This window comes from Paenibacillus terreus, from assembly GCF_042138595.1.
Classification (GTDB): Bacteria; Bacillota; Bacilli; order Paenibacillales; family Paenibacillaceae; genus Paenibacillus; species Paenibacillus terreus.
Map to the genome: position 1 here is coordinate 1 of NZ_JBHIRX010000032.1, position 24,068 is coordinate 24,068.

The window sequence follows — 24,068 nt, forward strand, 5'->3', positions numbered from 1 at the left end:
ACACGACCGTTAAGCCCTCCAGCGCCGATGGTACTTGGACCGAAGGGTCCTGGGAGAGTAGGACGTTGCCAGGCAAAAACCTTGCATGATTAATAACCAGTCATCGAAAACAAATCGGTGACTGGTTATTTTTTTATTTAAATCCGGCCAAGTCATTCTCATCAGGGCAATGCCACTCGTTTGATGATCTCTCGCCTTTATTCATAATACTTGGTAGCTCAGTAATAGATTTTCGTATCCCTTGATGTTTCACCGTCAAGGGATTTTTTGTTTGCGGTAAAGAGAAGGAAGCAAGTAATTCATGAATTGAGAAGTCTAATTTTATGTCATGTTTATGTTATATAAATCATTTGTTATGGCATATATTTTGTTGCAAAAGACAGTTTTGCATCATTCTATTTATGTTGTATGCCGAAAAATCCATGTTTTGCGTAATGAATGTTTACATTAATCAAGGTGATCGTTTACCATCAATTCAACGAAGGCATGCAGCAAAGGGAGGGAACGGTCAATGCCGGCCTCGGAATCGGAAATTTACACCGCTGTCAAAGATGCTATTATCGGTCAGAGACTTCGCCCCAACATGCAGCTCGTCGAGGAAGATATCGCCGAATCGTTCGGTGTCAGCCGTACGCCCGTACGCAATGTATTTCGCCGGCTGGCTGCGGAGAAGCTTGTGTCTGTCGTCCCGTATAAAGGAACTTTCGTCTGGTGCCCAACAGTAATTGAATCCAAGGAAGTGTTTGAAATGCGGAGGGTACTCGAGGCGGCAGCGATCAGGCAGATATGTGGCAAACTGGACGAAGTGGAACGCCAGCACCTTACACGGATGCTAGAAGAGGAATTGGAGGCTAACGTCCGGGGTGATCTGTTCGGCGCACTGCGGATTTCGGGTGACTTCCACCTCAGGATTGCACAGATGACGGGCAACTCTTATTACAGCAAGTATTTGGAGGAGCTCATTTCGTTATCTTACGTCATTATCGCGTTTTACGGTGGAAAAAAGCCTACCCACTGCGATCATCATAAACAGATTTTAAGTGCGATCGAACGTGGGGATGGGCAATTAGCGGCAGAATTGATGACTCTTCATCTGCAGGAGGTCGAGGATGTGCTCGATTATGGGGGACTATGGGAGACGCCGGGCACGTTAGCCGACATATTCAAACCGAAACCGGTCTGAAATTTTTTTAGCGGGAGATTGTATACAATCTTGGATGTGATGCAGGATGCGATTTCAAGGAGGTTGTGGAGCATGCAATTGATCATCGATGGGGTGAATAAAAGCTTTAACGGCCGTACTGTACTGGACCAAATTCATTTGACTATAAAGCCGCATGAGCTTGTATGTATTTTAGGCCACAGCGGCTGCGGGAAGTCGACCCTGCTGAATATGGTGGCTGGTTTCATTGCCCCGGACAGCGGCACGATTACGGTGGATGGCCAGCTGATCAAAGGTCCGTCGAAGCAGCGGGGGGTCGTGTTCCAGGAGCATGCTCTTTTTCCGTGGTTCAACGTTTTGGATAATATCGCGTTCGGGCCGGAGGTACAGGGGACAGGGAAAAAGGAGGCCCGCAGCAAGGCTGCTCATTTTTTGGAGCTGGTGGGTTTGTCCGATTACGCCAAGCATTATCCGCATGAGCTGTCCGGGGGTATGAAGCAGCGGGTCGGCATCGCCAGAGCACTGGCCGCCGGTCCGGATATGCTGCTGATGGATGAGCCGTTCGGTGCGCTCGACATTCTGACCCGTGACGTGATGCAGCGAGAGCTGCTTCGCATTTGCCGGGAAGTGAAGCCGACCGTGCTGTTCGTCACACACAGCATCAGTGAAGCGATTTCTCTCGGGGACCGTGTAGTAGTGATGAAGCATGGAAAGATTGCATCCGTAATGGAAATTGAAATGCATCATCCGCGTACATTCCACGACAGCCGCTTCGGACAGCTCATGACAGAAATCGAAGCGGTGCTGATGGACGAGGAAATGGTTAAGGAGGCGAGCTTATGAGCCGGATTAAGACGGCGGCTATCCCTTCTGCACAGCCTTCTGGAAAGCTGGTCATTCGAACCGCCAGGACACCGTTCAGGTGGAAGGGGGCGATCCCATATGTCGCCATCTTTCTGGTGTGGGAGCTGTTTTCCCGGTTTAACATGGCCGTTCAATGGTTCAACCCGCTCTTTTTCCCGCCGCCAACTGAAATCATCCGCAACGCCTGGATGTTAGCCGAGACGGGGATGATCAGCGCCAGCCTCTGGTCCAGTACCGTGCGCATTTTGCAAGGATTCACCCTGGGCACCGTATCCGCCATTGCCATTGCCATGGTGATGAGCCGTTTCCGCCATGTTGAGTTCTGGATATCCCCTCTACTTAATCTTACCGGGCCGATCCCGGCTTTGGCGCTGCTGCCGCTGTTTATTATTTGGTTCGGTATCGGGGAGTTTCCTAAGGTGCTGCTTATTGCATGGACGACGTTTGTTCCCATGCTCGCTTATACATTGGACGGCTTGAAATCCGTCAATCCGCTGCTTATCCGCTCGGCCACCAGCCTGGGGGCATCACAGCGCCAAATTTTTGCCAGGGTGATTTTACCTTCGGCCATTCCGAATATATTGGTTGGCTCACAGGTGGGGCTGGGGCTCGCCTTCTCCGCATTGATTGTATCGGAAATGATGGGAGCGAGCTCCGGGCTCGGCTATATTATCGTGGATGCCCGCAATTATTTTAAAATATCGAACATGTTTGTGGCCATCGTACTTATCGGACTGGAGTACAGTTTGTTCTCCCAATTGCTGAAGCTGGTAGAGAAGAGGGTCATGTCCTGGAGAAAGGGAGGGATTCGGGACGCTTTGGGAAAATAGCCGGGCAACATTTTCGCAGTTGGCCGTTTGGGCCGGACAGGATAGCAGTATCAATACGAAGATAGAGGGTGGAGGAAATGATAAAGAACAGAAAAGGTAAATTCGGTCTTACACTAATAACATCCCTTGTTTTGACGGTTATGGTGTCCGCTTGCGGCGGCATCGGTTCTTCATCTCAGGCGCCCTCGTCGCCCGAAACTCCATCATCCGCGCCGGCAGCTTCGGCGCCTGCGGAAGGCGGTGGGCTGGAGACGACTAAGCTTACACTCGTTGGTGTGAGGGACGCCCAAATTTCATCCCAGCAAATTATTGCCGACAAGCTCGGCTATTTCAAAGAAGAAGGGCTGGATGTTACCAGTCAATTGATCGAAAGTGGCCCGGACATCGGCCCCATGGTTTCCGGCGGCAGCGCACCGATCAGCATTCAAACGAATTTCATGGATATCATTCTGAAATCGAATGGTATTGGCGTAAAGATCGTTGCACCACTTGCACAAATCGCCGGTACGCAAGCAGTTGTCGGCGGGAAGGATCTTGTGTTGAACAGCGCGAAGGATCTGGAAGGCAAGACGATCGGCATCCCAAGCGGAGCGGATGTCAAGATCGCCATCGACAATATGGCAAAGGAGCTTGGCGTGGACGCCTCCAAGATCAAGTACGTTAATCTGGCACCGAGCGACGCAGTGGTTGCTTTGGAGAAAGGAGACATCGATGCGATGGCGGCATGGGAGCCGTTCATTACAAAAGCAATCAATGCCGGGGGCCACTTCCTGTTCAGCGGAACGAAGTCGGAGCTGCCGGAGAAGAAGGGAGACGTCAACTGGATGAGCGTCCATACGACCATCCAAGTGACTGATGCATATTTGCAGGAAAATCCCAATACGATTAAAGCTGTTCTCCGTGCGTTGAATAAAGCGACAGATTACATTAACAATAATCGCGAGGACGCGATCAAATTGCTTGCGCCGGAGCTGCATTTGACGGAAGCGGAGCTGACGGACATCATGAGTCGCAATGTTTACGGCATGACTGCTGACGATACGTTCCTGAATGTCAGCAACGGTCAGGGGGTTATGGACTACCTGAAGTCGACTGGAAATATTACATCTGTCCCCGAAACATCATCGTATATCGATTTGAGCCTGCTGAAGGAAGTCGAACCGAGCCTTGTTCCATAAGGCAGAGGCACGCGTTACGAAAGAGAAAATATGGGCCGGATCCCGGGATTTTATGCCGGGGTCCGGTTATTTTTTGTCATATGTCCATCGGTCGCATACAGATGTGTTCAATGGGAAATATACCTTAAGAACATGATGGTTATAATGCTTGACACCCCTATACTGCTTTGCTAAGATTGCAATTAATATATTTTCAGAAAACGTTACTTTGTCCGTCATGGATAGACATTCGTGGCGTGCTTAAACATATTCTAAGGAGGACAACCCTGGTGTGGGAAGATAAGTTTGGCAAGGAAGGCTTAACCTTTGATGACGTCCTGTTGGTGCCCCGTAAATCCGAAGTTCTGCCGAAAGAGGTGGACACATCCACGAGGTTAAGTGACGCAGTGAAACTCAATATCCCCCTGATCAGCGCCGGTATGGATACCGTTACGGAAGCGCCTATGGCCATTGCCATGGCAAGAGAAGGCGGCATCGGAATTATTCATAAGAACATGAGTGTAGAGAAGCAGGCCGAGGAAGTTGATCGTGTTAAACGTTCCGAGAGCGGTGTTATTACCAATCCGTTTTCGCTGACTCCGGATCATCTGGTATCGGATGCAGAGCAGGTTATGGGGAAATTCCGGATTTCCGGCGTGCCGATTGTCAATGAGGATAACAAGCTGGTTGGCATATTGACCAACAGAGACCTTCGTTTCATTCATGACTACAATATTAAAATCAGTGAAGTCATGACCTGTGAAAATCTCGTTACCGCACCGGTGGGAACTACGCTCCAGGAAGCAGAAATCATTTTGCAGAAGCATAAGATCGAGAAGCTTCCACTGGTGGATGAAGACAATAATCTTAAAGGCTTGATCACGATCAAGGATATCGAAAAAGCGATTCAGTTCCCGAATGCAGCCAAGGACGCACATGGCCGTCTGCTGGTGGGAGCGGCTGTCGGTATTTCCTCCGATACGTTTGTTCGGACGGAAGCGTTGGTTCAGGCCGGAGTGGACGTGATTGTCGTAGACTCGGCGCACGGTCATCACATTAACATCTTTGATGCTGTCCGCAAGCTGCGGGCAAGCTATCCGGAGCTGACCATTGTTGCGGGTAATGTGGCAACTGGAGATGCAACCCGCCACTTGATCGAAGCTGGCGCATCGGTCGTTAAGGTCGGCATCGGTCCCGGATCTATTTGTACAACTCGCGTCGTTGCGGGGATCGGGGTTCCGCAGATCACAGCTATTTATGATTGTGCAACTGTGGCTCGTGAGTACGGTGTGCCGATTATCGCTGACGGCGGCATCAAGTACTCCGGCGAGATCACCAAGGCTTTGGCGGCTGGAGCTTCTGCAGTGATGCTGGGCAGCCTGTTTGCCGGAACGGAAGAAAGCCCGGGTGAATCCGAAATCTATCAGGGACGCCGTTTCAAGGTATACCGCGGTATGGGTTCCATGGCGGCGATGAAGCAGGGCAGCATGGACCGCTACTTCCAGGATGACGCCAAAAAGCTGGTGCCTGAAGGCATCGAAGGACGCGTTGCCTATAAAGGCCCATTGTCCGATACAGTTCATCAGCTGATCGGCGGACTTCGCTCCGGCATGGGGTACTGCGGTACCCAGACGATTGAACACCTTCGCAACGATACGCAGTTCATCCGTATCACTGGTGCAGGGTTACGCGAAAGCCATCCGCATGATGTGCAAATCACGAAGGAAGCGCCAAACTACTCGTTGTAATATACAGAAATTGCTAGAGAAGGCAGGCTGGGCGAATTAGCGCGGCCTGTCTTTTTTTGCGCCATAGCGTGTGATAGAATAGATAAGTGATTGCTTTATGGGGAATTTCAGATGGACAAGAACCCTTGAGCAGCCAGGCAAACCCGGCCACAGGCCCAGACAACCTTCACATATAACTACAGTGGGTTGGGTTGAGTAAGAGAGGAGTTTATTTAACGTTGAAAAAGTCAGGTAAATGGAATAAGAAAAGCTTGCTGAAGAAGAGTATTGCTGCTGTCGTGCTGTTCAATATGATGTATATGACCGCTTTGCCAGCCGTAAGCTCACTGGATCCTACGGTGATTACCTCTGCTGCCGAAGCCAAAACGGAGATTGTTGGTACTGCCGGAATCAAAACTCCTGACCTGGCTTTAAAGTCAGCTATATTAATAGAACCAACTACAGGACAAGTGCTGCTGTCCATGAACCCGGATGAGGCGCTGCCGCCTGCTAGCATGACGAAGATGATGACAGAGTATATTGTCGCTGAAGAGGTCAAACAGGGCAAAATCAAGTGGGACGATGTGGTGCCAGTCGGGGAAAATGCGGCGAAAAGCGTCGGCTCGCGTATTTTTTTGGCTCAAGGTGACAAGCATACGGTAAAAGATCTTTATATAGCCATGGCTGTTGGCTCTGCCAACGATGCTACCGTAGCCCTGGCGGAATATGTGGCCGGTTCTGAACAAAATTTTGTGCAAATGATGAATGAAACGGCCCAGCGTATGGGAATGAAGGATTCCTATTTCATCAATTCAACCGGACTGGACAAGGCAGACATGCCGGCGAAGTACCGGCCGGATACGGATCGTGAAACCGTAATGACCGCAAGAGATGTCGCTACACTGGCTGGATATATAGTGCGTGATCATCCGGATTATACCCAATTTACTACACTGCAAAATTACAAGTTCCGCCCTACGGACAAAGATCCGATTGTCAACTGGAACTGGATGCTGGAAGCCAATAAGAATATCACCAACTTCAAGGCTTATGCTTATGAAGGCCTGAACGGGATGAAAACAGGTCATACCTCTGCTGCAAAATATTGCTTCGCTGGTACGGCAGTCCGTGATGGTATGACGTTGATCAGTGTGGTTATGGGTGCGGATAATGAGCCTGCACGTTTTACAGAAACCCGTAAGGTACTGGATTACGGCTTTAACAATTTCAAGCTGCAGCAGGTTGTGGCTCCCAAGGCTGAGCTCGACGATCTGAAGACGGTACCTGTAACCAAGGGCAAAGAAACCGAAGTACCGGTGGTCACCAAGGACGCTGTTACTTTTGTAGTTCCGAAGAATGCGACCAATGCAAAGATTACTCATACGACAAATGTAACACCAGCTGCCGAATTGGTAGCTCCGCTTAAGCAGGGAGAGAAAGTGGGAACTGTAACCTATACCTACAAGGCGGATGGGATGGACAAACCGCAGACAAAAACTGTTGACCTGATCACTTCAACGAACGTGGAGGAAGCAGGCTGGTTCAAGATGTTCTTCCGGGCGATCGGAGGCTTCTTCGCAGATCTGTTCGGCAGCATCAAGAATCTGTTCTAATCTAACTGGCTGCCGGATATTGAGTATTTGGGTACCGTAGGGTAAAATATCGAGTTAGAATCTGAATTTTTTGAAATTTTCATAAGCGATCGGATCAACAGATTAAACCATATACAACAGGAGGCCAATAAGAGATGGAAACGGGAACATCGCGTGTAAAAAGGGGTATGGCAGAAATGCAAAAAGGCGGCGTCATCATGGACGTCATGAACGCCGAGCAGGCTAAGATCGCCGAAGCGGCTGGAGCAACCGCCGTTATGGCGCTGGAGCGGGTTCCTTCCGATATTCGCGCGGCCGGTGGGGTAGCCCGTATGGCTGACCCGACGATCGTGGAAGAGGTTATGAAGGTTGTAACGATTCCCGTGATGGCAAAAGCCCGTATTGGCCACTATGTTGAAGCCAAAGTCCTGGAATCGCTGGGCGTCGATTATCTTGACGAGAGTGAAGTGCTCACTCCGGCAGATGAAGTGTTTCATATCGACAAGCGGGATTTTACCGTTCCATTCGTATGTGGTGCCAAAGACCTGGGTGAAGCGCTGCGCCGTATCGGTGAAGGGGCTTCCATGATCCGGACGAAGGGCGAGCCGGGAACAGGCAACATTGTTGAAGCCGTGCGCCATATGCGCCTCATTAACAGCCAAATCCGCAAAGTACAGAACATGTCCAAGGACGAGCTGTATGCCGAAGCCAAAAACCTGGGTGTGCCTTATGACCTGCTGCTTGAAGTTCATGAGAACGGCAAGCTTCCGGTGGTTAACTTTGCAGCTGGCGGTGTAGCAACTCCTGCAGATGCCGCTTTGATGATGCATCTGGGAGCAGACGGCGTATTTGTAGGCTCGGGGATTTTCAAATCGGACAGCCCCGAGAAGTTTGCCCGTGCCATTGTAGAAGCTACAACGCATTATACAGACTACAAATTGATTGCTGAAGTATCGAAAAACCTGGGCACTCCGATGAAAGGCATCGAGATTTCCAAGCTGGCTGCGCAGGATCGTATGCAGGACCGCGGTTGGTAAGAGAGAAGGGTAATCTATGAAAATCGGAGTACTGGCGCTGCAGGGCGCCGTTGCAGAGCATATCAGAAGCATCGGTTTGGCAGGTGCCGAGGGGATTGCCGTCAAACGCACAGAACAGCTGGATGAGATTGACGGACTTATTATCCCGGGCGGAGAAAGTACAACGATTGGCAAGCTGATGCGCAAGTATGGTTTTATTGATGCGATCCGCAAATTCTCAGAGGAGAAGAAGCCGATTTTTGGAACCTGTGCGGGCTTGATCGTACTGGCCAAGGAAATCGCCGGACAGGAGGAGGCTCATCTCGCTCTGATGGATATGACGGTCAACCGGAATGCATTTGGCCGGCAGCGGGAGAGCTTCGAGGCGGATCTGAACATTGCAGGAATCGAAGAGCCCGTACGGGCTGTATTCATTCGCGCTCCGCTGATTCAGCAGATTGGCCCGAGTGTGGATGTTCTGGCAAAATACAACGGTGAAATCGTGACGGCACGGGAAGGGCATCTGCTGGCTTCCTCTTTCCATCCCGAGCTGACGGATGATTACCGGCTTCATCAATATTTTGCTGACATGGTTCGTGAAAATTCAGGCAGTAAATAAATCTGTAATCGAATCGACCTTGACCCTCGTGCAGGGAATAACGAATGACGGCCAAGCGGCCGAGGCAGCATGAACGGATCGTTATTTTTCGAGCAGAGGTCAAGGTTTTTGTGTAGGAGGGAATGTCGTGTTGGACGTTAAAATACTTCGTAATGATTTTGAACGAGTACAAGAGGCGCTGCGCAACCGGGGCAAGGATCAGGAATCCATCAGCGAATTTCCGGTGCTGGATACCCGCCGGCGGGAGCTGCTGCAGGAAAGCGAAACCTTGAAAAACCGCCGCAATACCGTATCCGCTGAAGTGGCAAGGCTGAAAAAGAACAAAGAGAATGCGGACGATCTCATTGTGGAGATGCGCCAGGTATCGGACCGGATTAAGGAACTGGACGAGCAGGTGCGCGAGCTGGAAGAGCAGATCGATGAGTTGGTGCTGTCCATCCCTAACATCCCGCATAAAGACGTCCCTGTCGGGACTTCTGAAGAGGATAACGTGGAGATCCGCAGATGGTCTGAGCCAAGATCGTTTTCCTTCGAGCCCAAAGCTCATTGGGACATCGCCCAGAATCTCGGAATTCTTGATTTTGAGGCTGGTGCCAAGGTTACCGGGTCGCGTTTCACCTTTTACAAAGGTCTGGGAGCCCGTCTGGAGCGGGCGCTGATCAACTTTATGATGGATTTGCACAGCAACGAACACGGGTATGAAGAAATGCTGCCTCCGTATATTGTGAACAGAGACAGCCTATACGGTACAGGACAGCTCCCGAAGTTTGAAGAGGATCTCTTCAAACTGCGTGATACCGAATACTATCTGATTCCTACCGCGGAAGTTCCGGTAACCAACTATCACCGGGAAGAAATCTTGCCTGTTGAGGAGCTTCCAAAACATTACGTTGCTTACAGCTCATGCTTCCGTTCGGAAGCGGGTGCCGCAGGACGGGATACACGCGGGCTGATTCGCCAGCATCAATTCAACAAAGTGGAAATGCTGAAGCTGGTGCACCCTGACACCTCCTACGAAGAGCTGGAGAAAATGACGCAGAACGCTGAACGCGTGCTGCAGCTGCTGGGCTTGCCATACCGTGTGCTGGCGCTCTGCACGGGCGATATGGGCTTTACGTCGGCCAAGACCTATGATCTTGAAGTGTGGCTGCCTGAAAGCGGAATGTACCGTGAAATTTCCTCCTGCTCCAACTGCGAGGACTTCCAGGCTCGCCGTGCCAATATCCGTTTCCGTCCGGAACCGAAGGCCAAGCCGGAGTTTCTGCACACACTGAATGGTTCTGGCCTTGCCGTTGGACGTACAGTAGCGGCAATCTTGGAAAATTATCAGGAAGAAGACGGCAGTGTTCGTATTCCTGAAGTGCTTCAGCCGTATATGGGCGGGATTGAGAAAATTACCCGCAAAGCATAGCATTGATTTAATTTTGGATTTGTGGTAAAATCAATTGTGTTGCGCTTCCTTTAAAGTTTTAAGGCGTGATGCAAATTTACCACATGGAGAGGTACCGAAGCGGTCATAACGGGGCGGTCTTGAAAACCGTTAGGGGGCAACTCCACATGGGTTCGAATCCCATCCTCTCCGCCATTTATTATACGAACAATACATAAGCTATCCGTCTGCTGTGGCAGCTGCGGGTAGCTTTTTTGCATTTGTTGAAGATGTAAAATTACCGCTAAATGCGCACTGGCTTCTTTGTATTACGTCGATAGACGATTTTCTTATGCTTTCAGGACCGCTTCATGCATAATTGATGTTCTTTTGCCGCACGTTAACAATGCGGAGGAGGTGTTGCAAATGAACAGAGAGCTGCAAATAGACCAGCAGCAGCTGGTGGAGGCATGGCAGGAGCGGCTGCCGACCTTGATCGGCCCCGGTGATAAAGCGTGGGTGTCCGCAGATGAAGCCGACCCCAAAGCACTGCGTATTCACATTGAAGTGGAAGGAAGACAGATGTACTCTTTTGATTTTGCCTGTGCCTATGTAGACTCCCGGGAAGTAAAGGTCAGCCTGGTGGATGTGGAAAGCGAGGGGCGTACCGTGGATGAACGCTCGGACATCATACAGCAGCTGGCCGACGACTACACAAGGCATATCCATCAATGCGCCCAGGCGCTGCAGCAGCTGACACACGCATGACTGGAGCCTGACCGGGATATTCAAGCTATTTCTGACAGGGGTGATTTTAGTGAGCAGATCGAAAAAGGGACTGGATAAAAATTTATCCAATGTTGTTGAAAGCCTGGATAAGCGTCCCGTTAACAGCCATAACGCTCAGCAGCTTGAGCAGGACCGGAATGACCGCCGGCACCAGGATGCTCTGAACCATGATGCAACAGAAGATATGAACCCGACCCATATGTGAGCAAGGTCAAACCCAGGCACCAGAATGAGGCAAAGGAGGCGGGAATCATGAGCAAGCCGAAAAGCATACCGGTACCTGAAGCACAGGAAACTCAGCATCGCGACCGGGATCATGACCGGGGCATGCAGGAGCCGTTGTCCGGGTCTAAAAAAGTCAAAAACCGCAATCATGTCGACCACCATAATCCGGAGGGGTCCTAGGTTATCCGAAGGCGGAGCCATATGTAATCAGCGTCTTAGTCATAGACTAAGGCGTTTTTTTGTATCCGTTTATTCGATAAATTTACCAAAAAGTGTTTCAAAAACATACAACTTACGTTATCATGTAAGATGTGTGCATTCTTTATCTTTAATGTGCATCGGGGTTAAACAACGAGGGGAGAGAAAGAGTAATGAGTAAAAGAATTGCAGCCTTGACGCTGACCATGATTCTTGTACTGGCGGTCGCGCTCGTGGGCTGCAGCAAGAAGATGGCACCGAAGGAAGCGGCAACAGCAGCCGCAACACAGGCAACAACAATGACGTCTTACGCAATGACCAGCAAATTTACAATTAATGACCTGTCTATGGCATCCTCTGACGGACAAAGCGATCCGGACTTTGAAACAGCTGCCAATCTGCTGAAAAATGCGGAAATTACGCTGGATGGTGTATATCAGAAGGATCCAATGCAGACAGAATTGACACTCGGCATTCATTTAAAGGGCGATATGTCCATGGACTTCACCATTCCGATGATCGCAACTAAGGATAAAATGTATGTGAAAGTTCCAAAGATCCCGTTCTATCCGATACCGGACACGGTTGTGGGTAAATTCCTGGAGCTCGACCCGGCTGAACTGGCCAAGGAATCCGGCACCGAATTTAATGCGGGAATGATGGATCAGGCTAAAGCCCAGAAGTTCTCCAATGAAGTGATGAATGCGATTCTGGCTGAATATGCCGATTCCTATTTTGTCGATGTCGATCCGAAAAATGCAGGGCTGCCTGAAGGTGTAGATGCCAAACAGGTGGTTCAATTCAAAGTAACCAATGACAACTTCCAGGAAGCTGCAACGACATTTATCAACAAGGCGCTTCCTAAAGTCCTGGATATTATGTCCAAAGAAGAATATGCTGATATGCTGCAGGTGGAGAAATCCGAAATCGATAAATTCAAATCCGAGCTGGCATCGAACAGCGGCGACGTAACCAAGGATCTGGAAGAAGCGAAAAAATATCTGAAGGTAAATCAGTTTGATGTGAACACAGCGATCAACAAGGATAATTTCCCTGTGTATCAAAGCCTGAATGCCAATGTTGATTTTAATGATCCGGACACCAAACAAAATGTTAAGCTTTCTGTGACCGGCAGCAGCCAATACAGCAAAATCAACGAAAAGCAAACCTTCGCCAACGAGATTCCATCCGGCGATCAGGTGATTACAATGGATCAGCTGCAGCAGGAAATGTCCAAAATCGGATATTAATGTAATTGAATAGGCAGTAAAAACATAACAAGGAACCATCCGGGCTCACGAAGTCCGGGTGGTTCCTTGTTTTTTTCAGATATGCCGCAGATCAGCTTTCCTGCAAAATGTCCTCTGCAAGGAGCGCAAACCTGCGGTGGTCCTGCCATTCCCCGTTGATACAAAGCATTTTACGGGCGATGCCCTCCTCCTGAAAGCCTGCTTTCTCCAATACCCGTTGAGAGCCTTTATTGTGCAGAAGAGTAGCTGCCTGCAGGCGGTGCAGACCCAGCCCCTTGAAAGAATACTGAACGATCAGTTTGACCGCCGCGGTCATATGCCCCTTCCCCTGCTCGCTCTGTGCCATCATATAACCGACATCGGCATATTGAGCAACTCCCCGTACAATGTTGGAAACAGCAATCGTGCCGATCAGACGGTCATCCTCCATCGTAAATATTCCGAACTGGCAGCCGCTTCCGCTTTCTTCGCTTTGCATACGCTGCATCAGGAACTGCTGCTGGCCGGCCAGTGTAAAGAAGCTTTCCTCCCGCAAAGGCTCAAAAGGGGCGAGATAGTCCTTGTTGGCACATCGAAGATCAAGCAGCGTTGGAGCATCCTCCATGCGAAGGGGACGAAGAAAAATACCCTGCGAGTGGTTATACAGCTTTAAAGACATAGTAAGTTCCTTCTTTCTTAAGATTAAAGAAAGTATAAGTTTTCAGCGGAGCTGAAGCCTTCTTACATCGCAAGAAAAACTTCCGCTAAAAGGCGTCAGGCTTCCGGGAAAAACACGTCGATAGAAGTTTTTCTTACAGGTTATTTATTTCCTGCGCAGCTTGCGGAAGAAATCCGTCAGCATGGCCGCGCATTGCGGCTGTAAAATCCCCTGAATGACTTCCGTACGATGATTGAAACGGGGCTCCTGCAGCAGATTCATCAATGTTCCGGCACAGCCGGCCTTGGGGTCAGGGGTTCCATAGATCACCGTTGGAATACGGGATTGAACAATGGCGCCCGCACACATGGGGCAGGGCTCAAGTGTTACATATAGACAGCAATCAAGCAGCCTCCATGCGCCGAGGCTTTCACTCGCCTGTTTGATGGCGATAATTTCGGCATGGGCCGTTGCGTCGTTGGTGGTTTCCCGCAGATTGTAGCCGCGGCCGATAATTTCACCATTTTTTACAACGACAGCCCCGATGGGGACTTCACCGATCGCGTCCGCTTTATTCGCTTCCAAAATGGCCTGGTTCATCCAATATTCATGCTGCTCGTCTGTCACTGGGAATGAAACTCCTTTCGATCATTGAATTATCCAGCGAACAGGTATTCCGTTGTTAACATGATGTGCACAAGTCTGTGGATAACCATATAGTTATACACATAGTTATGCACATTATGTGCAGAATTCTGTGTATTTGTGGATAGATTGTGGACTAGTTATATTGTAGGGAAACCCTATAAAAATAACAACCGTTGTCTGCATTCAATTTGGCAATTAAGGACTCCTCGTTGATACGATTATTCTTTTCAAAAGGACAGGCAGCGGGGTATGATGGAATTAATCATGCCAGGAATCGCCAAAATCCTCTAAGTAGGTGACGAATAGTTTGTCTATAAAACAAAAACTAATGATGATTATGTCGGTTTTTGTCCTGGGCATTTTATTGTTAAATTTGATACTCAATTATTATACGGTAGGTAACAGCCTTCAAAGGGACAGCCAGTCAAAGATGCTGCTCGCAGCCAGGCAAATTGAAGGTTCAGTGGAACGGAACCGGTCGATTTCAGAGAAAATACGGAGGCAGGCGGATTACAATCTGCTGATGGCCGCAAGAATGGCCGCTCTGCAATTAAACAAGGATTACAGAACAATTACGAGGGAGGACCTGGAGCAAGCAAGCCGGATGACGGATATTGTCCACATATCCATCATTGTGCGGGAAGAAGGCGGCTTTAGGATAGTAGAATCTTCCGACCCCCGGCAGAAGGCAGAGGCAGAATTACTTACTGATACAGTGGCCAGAGCAGCCGAAGATCTTCTGTCAGGAAGTCAGGCCCACGCTTCCGGACAGTCCGAAGCTGGAGCCGACACGTTCTGGTCCTCCCCGACGACCGATTCGGCTAAACATTATGCTTATTTTGAAAAATGGGGCATGTACTCTGATCACCAGAGGAACTATATTATCAAAGTCTCTTTCCGTGACTCAGCCGCACAGCAGCTTGAAGCCGGGCCAAGTCTTGAGGATACGCTGCAGCAGATCCTAAAGACCGATCCGCGTTATTTGGAGATCACAGGCATAGCTCCCGCCGCATTCAGTTCCTCCGCCCAGGTGGACGCCGCCGTCAGGAAAGCCGGCAGCCCTGGCAGCTCCGACACGATCCTGTTCGGTACCTATACGTTGAATCAATGGAATGAAGACAGCGCTGCCGTCGAGAAAGCGATTCGTACAGGGGACAGTGTCATGCTTGACAGCCGTGTCCAGGAGAAGAGGGTCCTTAAGAGTTTCATGCCCTTTTATCCGGAGGGACGCGACCCCTATGTAATTCGTATTGTGCTGGATTACCAAAATATCTCCTCATTGATACAAGAGCTGTTATTCAGCTCCATCATCATTTCAGTCGTCCTGCTGGCTGTGGTCATCTGCGGCATTTATGTGTTAGCTGGTTATTTTACAAGGCCTATTCAGTCCATACTGGAAAAAGTGAATGAGATGGCATCCGGCGAGTTGGATACACGGCTTGATGTGAAAGGGAAAGATGAGCTTGCACAGCTGGGTAGCCGGATTAACGTCATGGCAAATAATCTGAGCCTGTATACCCGGTGGCTGAAGCAGATGTACGAGGAGAACAGGGCTGTCAAGGATCATCTGGAATCGGTCATTAATCAAACGGCAGATGCGATCTGCGTTACCGATACGGAGGACGTTGTTGTCCGGGTTAATAAGGCCTTTGAAGATTTATACGGTTGGGACAAGCAGTCCGTAATCGGCAAGCGCCTGAATGTAATCCCTGAAGAGCTCAAGGGGGAATACGAAGAGCAGCGGCAGCGGTTGCTGGAAGGAGAAAGCATTTCGTCCACAGAGTCTATTCACCTGCGTCGGGACGGCAGTCGGGTGGAGGTGAGCATCAGCATCTCGCCTATTTATGATGAGGAGGACGGAATCAACGGCTTTATCAGCGTAATCCGGGATATGACGGGCCGGAACCGGATGGAGGAGCTGCTGCGCCGGTCGGAAAAGCTGACCACGGTCGGCCAGCTTGCCGCCGGAGTAGCACATGAAATTCGCAACCCGCTGACGACTCTGCGCGGATTTTTGCAGCTGCAGCAGCAGACGGGATTGCTGAACCCGAAGCATATCGAGCTCATGCTCTCGGAATTGAACCGGATCAATCTGATTGTCGGCGAGTTTCTCATTCTGGCCAAGCCGCAGGCCGTTCAGTTCCAAAAAACCGATATCCGGTTTATTTTGAGAGATGTCATTTCCCTGCTCGACAGTCAGGCTCATCTGTACGGGGTTGAATTTGAGACTCAGATAACAGATCAGCCGGTTCCGGTCTTCTGTGAGGAAAACCAGCTGAAGCAGGTGTTTATCAATTTGCTCAAAAACGCGATCGAAGCGATGCCGGGCGGGGGGCACATTTTCATTGAATTGTGCTTGTCCGGGGAAAACGTTAAAATTGTCATCAAGGATGAAGGAACAGGGATGTCTCCCGATGTGCTGGCCAAGCTTGGAGAACCTTTTTTCACGAAGAAGGCTTCGGGCACCGGACTCGGACTTATGGTCAGCCAACGGATTATTCAGAGCCATAACGGGCTGCTGGACATTGAAAGCAAAGAAGGAGAAGGTACGACGGTTACCATTCTTCTGCCTTGGGCGGCTCATGCGGAGAATCCCGGAACAGCCGGGGCGCCGGAGGGCGAATTACAGAGCGGGGTGTAAAATCAGTTGCGTATCAATAAATTTATTAGCGAGACGGGGTACTGCTCTCGGCGTGAAGCGGATAAGCTGGTGGAGAGCGGCAAGGTCACCATTAACGGAATCGTGGCTGTATTGGGCAGCCAGGCCGAGGAAGGGGACGATGTCCGTGTTAACGGGCAGCCTCTGGGCAGCAAGGCAACAGGCCATGTATATATCGTGCTGAACAAACCCGTAGGGATCACCAGTACAACGGAACATCATATTCGGGGCAATATTGTGGATTTTGTCGGTCATACCGAGCGTATCTTTCCCATAGGCCGTTTGGACAAGGATTCTGAAGGCCTGATCCTGCTTACGAATGACGGTGACATCGTCAACAAAATATTACGAGCTGAGGGCAAGCACGAGAAGGAGTATATTGTAACAGTGGATCGGCCTGTAACACCATCCTTCCTGCAGGGAATGGCGAGCGGTGTCAAAATTCTGGGCCAGCGTACCTTGCCCTGTGAAGTTACCCGCGTATCCGACAGAGTGTTCCGGATCATTCTGACGGAAGGGAAGAACAGGCAGATCCGGCGCATGTGTGCTGCTTTCGGATATGAAGTAAGACGTCTGCAGCGTATACGCATCATGAACATTCATCTGGGAACGCTTCGTACGGGAGCCTGGCGGGATTTAACGGAACGTGAGAAGGAAGAGCTGGGCCGGATGCTGAATTATAAACTCGTGTAAAATGCGAAAAGGGCCGCTGACCATCGTGTCAGCGGCCTATCTTGTCATGGCGATGTTTTACGAATTACACCGCGGGGTCACGTCTACACAAGGCTCACCGTTTTGTTTATAACACTCTTTTTGGAGTTCTTTCAAATGAAGGACATATTGCTGGGCAATTTGAGTATAGAAATCCTGATCCTCAGCATGAGCTTCTTTTATTTTATCCGCCAATTTGCAAAGCTCCTTCTGAATTTCCAACTGTCTTTCTGCATTACTTTTCATAACCGCGCATGGACACACGCGACTTTAGCCGTGTTGGGAATTGCGATCGGCATAAGGGCTGCCATTGGTAGCTCGAAAGCCGAAAGGTCCATGCTTCCTCCTTTCGTCATGAGAATTTAACATCGTGTGCTATATTGAATGCAGTGAAAAGAGGTGAATCCGATACCGACCATTACAGCAAAAATCCAAATCGATGTCCCGCATGAGCATACAGAAATGCTCACCAAGACCATCCATACCTACCGCGAAGCATGTAACTATCTTTCTGCAATGATCTTTCAAACCAAAGAATTACGTCAGCGTGCAATCCATGACTTGTATTATCGAGAGCTTCGATGTCGTTTTGGTTTGAAAAGCCAAATGGCACAATCGGTGATCATAACCGTTATCGCTCGCTATAACGGGGCCAGTATAAGGTTCTACGCAAACAACTTCAGATGAGACAAACCCCATCCGCTCGTAAACGACTCAAGCAAATCGGTTCAAGAGAAAACCGTTATGTTACGGATGTCAACCATCAGGTAACCAAGGCACTCGTTGAAACGTATCCGAAAGGCACACTGTTTGTGATCGAAAATTTAAAGCATGTTCGTTCCGCTACGGAAAAAGTACGTGTTCGCGATCGGTACGTGTCGGTATCCTGGGCATTTCACCAGTTCCGTGAAATGTTGGAGTACAAGGCTCAACTGAACGGCCAACGAGTCATCGCAGTTGATCCTAAATATACTTCCCAAACCTGCCCGAAATGCGGACATGTTGAACGAGCCAATCGAAACCAAAAGACGCATAGCTTTGAATGCCGAACCTGTCACTATCGTTCTAATGATGATCGAATCGGCGCTATGAACCTGTACCGCAAAGGAATCGAGTACATCGGTACAGGTACAACAGGAGTATAGCTCTTGTTGCAGGGGCGAGGTCAACTGTCCTGATGTTCCAACACGCTAAGGTAGGAGCACGATAAGGTGCGTTTGCACTACCGGTTAGGAATAAGTCTAAAAGGCTTGTGCGAAGCGCAAGCACTGTCTACGAAGTAGGCAGAGATAAGCTCGTGACTTGAGTCATGAGTTGTTGACGTTCCTTTCTATATGCTTTCGAAACTCGGAATGAATCTTTTTATGTTTCATTTCATTTTATTCTATTAATTTATAGAATGTTCTAGTCAATTTGGACAAACTTGTGTACATGATTTTAAGTAATTATGGAAGGTGCCGGCACGCTAAACGAAAAGCCCTCCCGACTCCTTATTGGGAGGCGAAAGGGCTGAAATGAATTTTTCCGTTCTTCAGTGATTGCCGCCGGAGGTCGCACTGATGACCTGGGTGCCGTTTTGATACTTGCGGATGATGGAAATTTCCACCCGGCGGTTCTTGGCACGGCCGACATTCGTGGAATTGGTGGCGGTCGGACGGTATTCCCCATAACCGATGGCACTGAATTTCTGCGGATTGAGCTTGTTGTCCAGCAGCAGGATACGCATAAAATTCAAGGCACGGTCAGCGCTCAGCTCCCAGTTGGAGGGATACTTGCTGTTGGAAATGGGAACATTATCCGTATGTCCGGATACAATAACGTCATAGTCCGGGAATTCATCCAGAAGAGCAGCAATAGCAGTAGCAAGCTTGCGGGCTTCCGGTTTGACGACGGCCTGTCCGGATGCGAACAGGGCATTATCAGATATCGTAATCATCAATTGGGACTGATTGAGCTTGGTGCTCAGCTGCTCTGTTAACCCGTTTTCTTTAATATACTTGTCTATCCGGCGTTTGAGCTTCTCCAGGTCTTCCTGCTCGCGGCGGGCAAGCTCCTTCTGGAGTTCGCTGGAAGACTTGCTCTTCACGGGGTCCTGAACGGTTTCCTTATTCTTGCCCATATCCACGGAGGGGTTTTCGATCGGGTTGGCAGAGGTGTTATCCATCACACCGCTTCCCCCGCTGAATGCGGCGCTCATCGACTTCGCCATTTCCTCAAATTTTTTGGCATCCAACGAGCTCATACCGAACAGAACGATGAACAAGGCGAGCAGCAGGGTCATCAAATCGGAATAAGGAAGCAGCCAGCTCTCGTCCGCATGCTCCTCATGCGGCTCGTGTCTGCCTTTTTTACTCACTGTCGCTCTCTCCCTTCTCGTTGTCGCTCATTTGAGCCCGCTCTGTAGGAGTGAGGAATACGGACAGCTTTTGACTGATAGCTATGGTAGATACGCCCGATTGAATGGACAGCAGGCCTTCCACCATCATCAGCTTGATATCAACTTCTCTCTTGGAGAGACGTTTCAATTTATTCGACATGGGGTGCCATAATACATAACCCGTAAAGATACCCAGCAGTGTCGCGATGAAGGCAGCGGCGATGGCGTGGGAGAGCTTCTCCATGTCACTGAGATCGGCAAGAGCCGCAATCAGACCGACGACCGCCCCGAGCACCCCAAGTGTCGGAGCATACATACCGGCCTGGGAAAAGATTTGCGCACCGGACCGGTGCCTCTCTTCCGTGGCATTGATATCTTCCATCAGAACATCCCGCACGAATTCCTGATCATTGCCGTCAATGATCATCCGCATTCCGCTGCGCAGAAAGGCGTCGTCGATCTCTTCCACCTTGGGTTCAAGGGCCAGAAGACCTTCACGACGGGTGATGGAGGCCCACTCCATAAAAGTAGTGATCAATTGCTGACGGTCAGGCAGCTTCTGCTCAGTGAAAATAATTTTGAAAAGCTTGGGCACTCTTTTCATGTCTGACATCGGGAAGGCCATGAACACACTGGCGGCTGTACCCACAAAGATAATCATGTAAGCGGCGGGGTTATTGACTAAATTGACGACAGGCGCCCCTTTGAGGATCATGCCGACAACCAGGGATATAAGCCCGAGCGCAAGTCCTATAATAGTTGAAATTTGCATTGTACACCTCATCCATGAGAAATTGGTAGAACACCCGGTTCGGCTGGAGGACATCCTTGCCCTCCAATGCATTTTAGTGAAACGGATTACCATATTTATCGACAAAAGCCCCTTTTTTTTTAAGGGCGATTTCACGGTATAATGAAGACAACTCTGATTAATGACAATTTTGAGAACATGATTCCAAATCTGGAATGAGGAGCGGGGTTCGCATGGGAGTTAAGCATGGAAGGGAATATGAGCATATTCTTAAGGAGCTGACGGATGCAGTAGGGCGTATTCCGGACAGCTACCTTTTTTTTGAAATGGAAGCGGACGAATGGGCGCGTCTGGGCGGCGAGGAACGCGCTGAGGTTCAGGAGGCGCTGGCTGAGGATCTCTTTTATGCGCTTGGGGAAGAACCTGTTATTCCGGTCGGCAGCGGGGTCGTCATTCATGACCGGAATCACTACCGGATCGATGTTCTGATCGGCGAAGAGGAGTTGACCTTCGTGTCTCTCGTGTAACATAACCATATGGATTTCTCGCCGAAGCCATGGTAATATGAAACACGATATAGGCACTGACCCTAAAGACATCAGGAACGGCTTCCGTATAACGGAGAGGAGTAGGAATTACAATGCCTTTTACATTAGAGGAAATAGAGGCTCATCTGGAGAAGCTAGAGGGCTGGGAGCTTGAAGAGGGACGCTGGATTGTCCGAAAATATGTCTTTTCCAGCTTTATGAGAGGAATTGCATTCGTGGATGAGGTAGCTGGTATTTCGGAAGCATTCAATCACCATCCGTTTATTACCATTGATTACAAGACGGTCACACTGCGTCTTACCTCATGGGATGAAGGCGGGATCACAGCAGTGGATATAAAAGAAGCGCAGCAGTACAATGAAGCGTTCGAACGAATGCGTTCGGAGGATTAGCCCTGCAACACCAAATAAACTTAAGCAAATAAGCGTTTTAATGGAGAAACGCCCTGGTTTAGAGTTAAGACTCTGATTCCGGGGCGTTTGGTATATTGTGTGTATCTTCACCATGATTGTAGACCATGCAATGAAAAGGTTTCATCCCTTCGGGAGTTTGCCGCTCGTAGGTATCGGTAATCCGAAAGCCTGCCGACCGGTAGGCTCTGATGGCCCGTTTGTTCCAGACGAGGACTTCGAGGTCGATCTCATTGTGTGGTGTACGGCGCCTGGCTTCCTCGGCGATAGCCCTCACAAACTCCGCGCCATGTCCATGACCGCAGAGTTCAGGGCGCATTCCGAGACCAAGGCGGGTCACCCCTTCCATAGGGAAATACTGGGCAAATCCGCATAGATCCCCTGACTCATTCAATACGGCGACATATTGGGAGCTCCGCAGCTCCGTGTTGGCGAATTCGATATCAAGAGCCTTCATTTGCTCCCAAGGGAGCCAGCCGTAGATGTCGTAAGGTGGTTCATATTTCCACTCGCATATGGCAGCCGCCTGCTTTTCACTCATCGGAACGACCTGATAGCTTGCTGATCCGGCGGACATGTTCTTTCCCCCCTTTAGTTAAACCTGTTTGGCAACAAAAAAACGTCTATCGATGTACATTCACAGATGACAGACCGCATCTACCGATAGTTTTTTCGATTTCAGGAGGCTTATGCCAAAGTGTTTATACTTACTGAAATCTAAAAAAACAGCCTCAATTCCGGTCGGAATCGAAGCTGCTATTGAAGTTCGTATGAATGATGTAATGATTTCTAATCAAGGGCAACGGATTCGTAAGTGGATGTGCTCATGACACGTTTGGCACCAAGATACCGGTTGGCGTAGTAACTTTCATTCAAGGAACTGACGGTGACACCGCGCGATGAGGAGGAATGGGCAAACTTGCCGTCGCCTACAAAAATCCCTACATGTGAAACTCCTCTTCCGTTGGTGTTAAAGAATACCAGATCGCCAGGTCGCATTTCATCCCGCGAAACGGAGGTTCCCATATCGAATTGAGAGGAGGATTGGCGTGGAAGATCGATTCCAAGCTTCTCAAATACATAACTTGTAAATCCGGAACAGTCAAATCCGCTCAACGTTGTGCCGCCTGCTCTATAAGAAGTGCCTTTGGCATCCTGAATGATCTGGTCCATTTTAGAGTCCGCATATACGCTTCCTGCGCCGAACGAAAAGGCCGAGAAGGCGATTGCTGCACTCATGAGTGCGATAGTTAGCTTCTTCTTCAAAAAAATACAAACCCCTTCCAATGCCTGCGAGGTTAGCTTAAGGGTTCGGTAGAAGGCTCCCCTATGATCCCTCTGTTGCGAGATCAATTCACCCAAAACTGGTTCCCCCGCTTCCCAGGTGCCGGGAATTCGGCTTCACTTAGATATGCACCTTGAAGCGTATGAATAATCCTGAATGGTTTGTCTAAAAAGGTTACAACAATAATTACAAAGTTGTTACTATCAGTTCACTGCGACTATTGTAACAAAGGAAGCATAGTTTGGCAAATGTTTCATAGCAAAAAACTGCAAAAAAATAGCCTCTGCAGCAAGCAGAGACAAAAAATATCGAAAGCACTATGTTAAGTGAGATTAAACAAACCTATACTTTTGAGAATTCACTATATTTTTTGTTCGCTTGAAATGCAGGGGTTGGCATCATTTTACTCCTTGGTGAACGAATCACAAGCCGTATTCCATAAATGATACTGTGCGGACGTATGCCATATTGTAAAAAGTGAAGAAATAAAATGATAGGTCTGATGCAGAATGAGTGCAAGCAGTCCTGTCCACAGCCAGGCCGAAGCGGTAAAGATAGAGAGCAGGACGAATACGGACGCTCCGAGCAGTGCGGATATTCCGATACCGGGCAGAATTCGCCGCATGCAGCAGGCGAGCGAGAACCAGGCGCCCCTCCCGCTGATCGTTCCGAACTGCATGTACATCACGCATTGACGGATGAGCCAGGCCAAAATGCCCCATAAAGCGATGTAGGGGAGAAGACGGGCGGCGGCCATGAGCGGCTCGTTCATTAAACCGGACAGAGTCTGCAGCAGACGCGGTATAATCCAGTATCCGGGAAGCAGCAGAAGGCAGATTTCAACCGTGTAATATAAAAGGGACGAACGCCAGAACAGCCGGATGCCGGTGAGAAAGGAACGCCGTCCTAGCTCTTTCTTCATGTGCAGGCTGTAATACACACCTACGCGGACCAAAGGGGTCAACAGCATGCGCAGCAAGATGACCGCAAGCAGAACCCAGAAATACAGATGGACGGAAGAATTTTGCACCAATGCAATTTGGCTCTCCATCCAGAATAAGGTCTGGTTGAGCTCGCTCTGCCCGCTTCCCGGATAACGCAGCAGCAGGGGCACAATCCCCGATTCCGTGTATTTATAGTTGAATACTCCCCAGACAAGACGGTAGATAAACAGCAGAATTACGATAAAAAAGTGCAAGCGGACGAGCGTCCAACCCTCTTTTACAGAATTCATCACCTCGGAC

General features: G+C 49.5%; 25 protein-coding genes, 1 tRNA gene, 1 rRNA gene, 1 pseudogene and 1 riboswitch. Of the genes and pseudogenes, 21 read left to right on the plus strand and 7 right to left on the minus strand.

Going from position 1 to position 24,068, the window contains the following annotated elements:
* The 15 genes from rrf to ACE5KN_RS30545 form a co-directional block, all read left to right on the plus strand.
* Nucleotides 1-74 (plus strand): 5S ribosomal RNA (rrf, locus tag ACE5KN_RS31155); the annotation flags it as partial.
* A gap of 437 nt (nt 75-511) precedes the next feature.
* Nucleotides 512-1,183 carry a GntR family transcriptional regulator gene (locus tag ACE5KN_RS30480; RefSeq protein ID WP_375528863.1) on the plus strand — a complete coding sequence of 224 codons (672 nt, stop codon included), beginning with the start codon at nt 512-514 and terminating at the stop codon, nt 1,181-1,183.
* A 72-nt stretch (nt 1,184-1,255) separates the two neighbouring features.
* On the plus strand, nt 1,256-2,005 hold the full coding sequence (locus ACE5KN_RS30485; RefSeq protein ID WP_375528862.1) for an ABC transporter ATP-binding protein: 750 nt from the start codon (nt 1,256-1,258) through the stop codon (nt 2,003-2,005).
* Nucleotides 2,002-2,856: an ABC transporter permease gene (locus ACE5KN_RS30490; protein WP_375528861.1), complete on the plus strand. Its 855-nt coding sequence runs from the start codon at nt 2,002-2,004 to the stop codon at nt 2,854-2,856. Before ACE5KN_RS30485 ends, ACE5KN_RS30490 begins: the two co-directional genes overlap by 4 nt.
* A 77-nt stretch (nt 2,857-2,933) precedes the next feature.
* Entirely contained in the window at nt 2,934-4,034 is a 1,101-nt protein-coding gene (locus ACE5KN_RS30495; RefSeq protein ID WP_375528860.1) for an ABC transporter substrate-binding protein, read from the plus strand.
* A 269-nt stretch (nt 4,035-4,303) separates the two neighbouring features.
* Nucleotides 4,304-5,761: an IMP dehydrogenase gene (gene guaB / locus ACE5KN_RS30500; RefSeq protein WP_375528859.1), complete on the plus strand. Its 1,458-nt coding sequence runs from the start codon at nt 4,304-4,306 to the stop codon at nt 5,759-5,761.
* Between the two features lie 218 nt (nt 5,762-5,979).
* On the plus strand, nt 5,980-7,353 hold the full coding sequence (locus ACE5KN_RS30505; RefSeq protein WP_375528858.1) for a D-alanyl-D-alanine carboxypeptidase family protein: 1,374 nt from the start codon (nt 5,980-5,982) through the stop codon (nt 7,351-7,353).
* A 134-nt stretch (nt 7,354-7,487) separates the two neighbouring features.
* Nucleotides 7,488-8,369, plus strand: a complete 882-nt coding sequence (gene pdxS, locus ACE5KN_RS30510) for a pyridoxal 5'-phosphate synthase lyase subunit PdxS (RefSeq protein WP_375528857.1) — start codon at nt 7,488-7,490, stop codon at nt 8,367-8,369.
* A 16-nt stretch (nt 8,370-8,385) separates the two neighbouring features.
* Nucleotides 8,386-8,967, plus strand: a complete 582-nt coding sequence (pdxT, locus tag ACE5KN_RS30515; protein ID WP_375528856.1) for a pyridoxal 5'-phosphate synthase glutaminase subunit PdxT — start codon at nt 8,386-8,388, stop codon at nt 8,965-8,967.
* A 127-nt stretch (nt 8,968-9,094) separates the two neighbouring features.
* On the plus strand, nt 9,095-10,378 hold the full coding sequence (serS, locus tag ACE5KN_RS30520) for a serine--tRNA ligase (RefSeq protein WP_375528855.1): 1,284 nt from the start codon (nt 9,095-9,097) through the stop codon (nt 10,376-10,378).
* Nucleotides 10,379-10,463: 85 nt separating this feature from the next.
* A tRNA-Ser gene (locus tag ACE5KN_RS30525) sits at nt 10,464-10,552 on the plus strand.
* A gap of 210 nt (nt 10,553-10,762) precedes the next feature.
* Nucleotides 10,763-11,104 (plus strand): hypothetical protein, encoded by a 342-nt coding sequence (locus ACE5KN_RS30530; RefSeq protein WP_375528854.1) that lies wholly within the window; start codon nt 10,763-10,765, stop codon nt 11,102-11,104.
* A 49-nt stretch (nt 11,105-11,153) separates the two neighbouring features.
* Complete coding sequence (locus ACE5KN_RS30535; protein ID WP_375528853.1) at nt 11,154-11,330, plus strand: hypothetical protein; 177 nt, start codon at nt 11,154-11,156, stop codon at nt 11,328-11,330.
* A 47-nt stretch (nt 11,331-11,377) separates the two neighbouring features.
* On the plus strand, nt 11,378-11,530 hold the full coding sequence (locus ACE5KN_RS30540) for a small acid-soluble spore protein P (RefSeq protein ID WP_375528852.1): 153 nt from the start codon (nt 11,378-11,380) through the stop codon (nt 11,528-11,530).
* Nucleotides 11,531-11,721: 191 nt separating this feature from the next.
* Complete coding sequence (locus tag ACE5KN_RS30545; protein WP_375528851.1) at nt 11,722-12,798, plus strand: hypothetical protein; 1,077 nt, start codon at nt 11,722-11,724, stop codon at nt 12,796-12,798.
* A 91-nt stretch (nt 12,799-12,889) separates the two neighbouring features.
* On the opposite strand, the gene ACE5KN_RS30550 is transcribed toward ACE5KN_RS30545, so the two are convergent.
* Nucleotides 12,890-13,456 (minus strand): GNAT family N-acetyltransferase, encoded by a 567-nt coding sequence (locus ACE5KN_RS30550; protein WP_375528850.1) that lies wholly within the window; start codon nt 13,454-13,456, stop codon nt 12,890-12,892.
* 144 nt (nt 13,457-13,600) lie between these two features.
* A complete protein-coding gene (gene tadA, locus ACE5KN_RS30555; protein WP_375528849.1) occupies nt 13,601-14,062 on the minus strand; it encodes a tRNA adenosine(34) deaminase TadA in 462 nt (153 codons plus the stop codon).
* Between the two features lie 349 nt (nt 14,063-14,411).
* On the opposite strand from tadA, the gene ACE5KN_RS30560 reads away from it, so the two are divergent.
* The 4 genes and pseudogenes from ACE5KN_RS30560 to ACE5KN_RS30575 all read left to right on the plus strand — a co-directional run bounded on the left by ACE5KN_RS30560 (nt 14,412) and on the right by ACE5KN_RS30575 (nt 18,598).
* Complete coding sequence (locus ACE5KN_RS30560) at nt 14,412-16,724, plus strand: ATP-binding protein (protein ID WP_375533321.1); 2,313 nt, start codon at nt 14,412-14,414, stop codon at nt 16,722-16,724.
* A gap of 6 nt (nt 16,725-16,730) precedes the next feature.
* Complete coding sequence (gene rluF, locus ACE5KN_RS30565) at nt 16,731-17,435, plus strand: 23S rRNA pseudouridine(2604) synthase RluF (RefSeq protein WP_375528847.1); 705 nt, start codon at nt 16,731-16,733, stop codon at nt 17,433-17,435.
* 135 nt (nt 17,436-17,570) lie between these two features.
* Nucleotides 17,571-17,819, plus strand: coding sequence for a hypothetical protein (locus ACE5KN_RS30570; RefSeq protein ID WP_375533322.1), 249 nt, complete (start codon nt 17,571-17,573; stop codon nt 17,817-17,819).
* Between the two features lie 42 nt (nt 17,820-17,861).
* Nucleotides 17,862-18,598 (plus strand): annotated as a pseudogene (locus ACE5KN_RS30575) (RNA-guided endonuclease InsQ/TnpB family protein).
* 386 nt (nt 18,599-18,984) lie between these two features.
* On the opposite strand, the gene motB reads toward ACE5KN_RS30575, so the two are convergent.
* Both motB and motA read right to left on the minus strand, forming a co-directional pair.
* Nucleotides 18,985-19,809 (minus strand): flagellar motor protein MotB, encoded by an 825-nt coding sequence (gene motB, locus ACE5KN_RS30580; protein ID WP_375528719.1) that lies wholly within the window; start codon nt 19,807-19,809, stop codon nt 18,985-18,987.
* Nucleotides 19,802-20,602 (minus strand): flagellar motor stator protein MotA, encoded by an 801-nt coding sequence (gene motA, locus ACE5KN_RS30585; RefSeq protein ID WP_375528718.1) that lies wholly within the window; start codon nt 20,600-20,602, stop codon nt 19,802-19,804. The genes motB and motA overlap by 8 nt, the downstream gene beginning before the upstream one ends.
* Nucleotides 20,603-20,814: 212 nt before the next feature.
* Here motA and ACE5KN_RS30590 point away from each other — a divergent pair, with 212 nt between their 5' ends.
* Nucleotides 20,815-21,108 carry a hypothetical protein gene (locus ACE5KN_RS30590; RefSeq protein WP_375528717.1) on the plus strand — a complete coding sequence of 98 codons (294 nt, stop codon included), beginning with the start codon at nt 20,815-20,817 and terminating at the stop codon, nt 21,106-21,108.
* Nucleotides 21,109-21,221: 113 nt separating this feature from the next.
* Nucleotides 21,222-21,521: a 4a-hydroxytetrahydrobiopterin dehydratase gene (locus tag ACE5KN_RS30595; RefSeq protein ID WP_375528716.1), complete on the plus strand. Its 300-nt coding sequence runs from the start codon at nt 21,222-21,224 to the stop codon at nt 21,519-21,521.
* Nucleotides 21,522-21,585: 64 nt separating this feature from the next.
* Here ACE5KN_RS30595 and ACE5KN_RS30600 read toward each other — a convergent pair whose 3' ends face one another.
* The 3 genes from ACE5KN_RS30600 to ACE5KN_RS30610 form a co-directional block, all read right to left on the minus strand.
* On the minus strand, nt 21,586-22,116 hold the full coding sequence (locus tag ACE5KN_RS30600; protein ID WP_375528715.1) for a GNAT family N-acetyltransferase: 531 nt from the start codon (nt 22,114-22,116) through the stop codon (nt 21,586-21,588).
* Nucleotides 22,117-22,328: 212 nt separating this feature from the next.
* Nucleotides 22,329-22,805 (minus strand): C40 family peptidase, encoded by a 477-nt coding sequence (locus ACE5KN_RS30605; protein WP_375528714.1) that lies wholly within the window; start codon nt 22,803-22,805, stop codon nt 22,329-22,331.
* 6 nt (nt 22,806-22,811) lie between these two features.
* A riboswitch (cyclic di-AMP (ydaO/yuaA leader) is annotated at nt 22,812-22,950 on the minus strand.
* A gap of 277 nt (nt 22,951-23,227) precedes the next feature.
* A complete protein-coding gene (locus ACE5KN_RS30610; protein ID WP_375528713.1) occupies nt 23,228-24,058 on the minus strand; it encodes a hypothetical protein in 831 nt (276 codons plus the stop codon).
* Nucleotides 24,059-24,068: the final 10 nt, after the last annotated feature.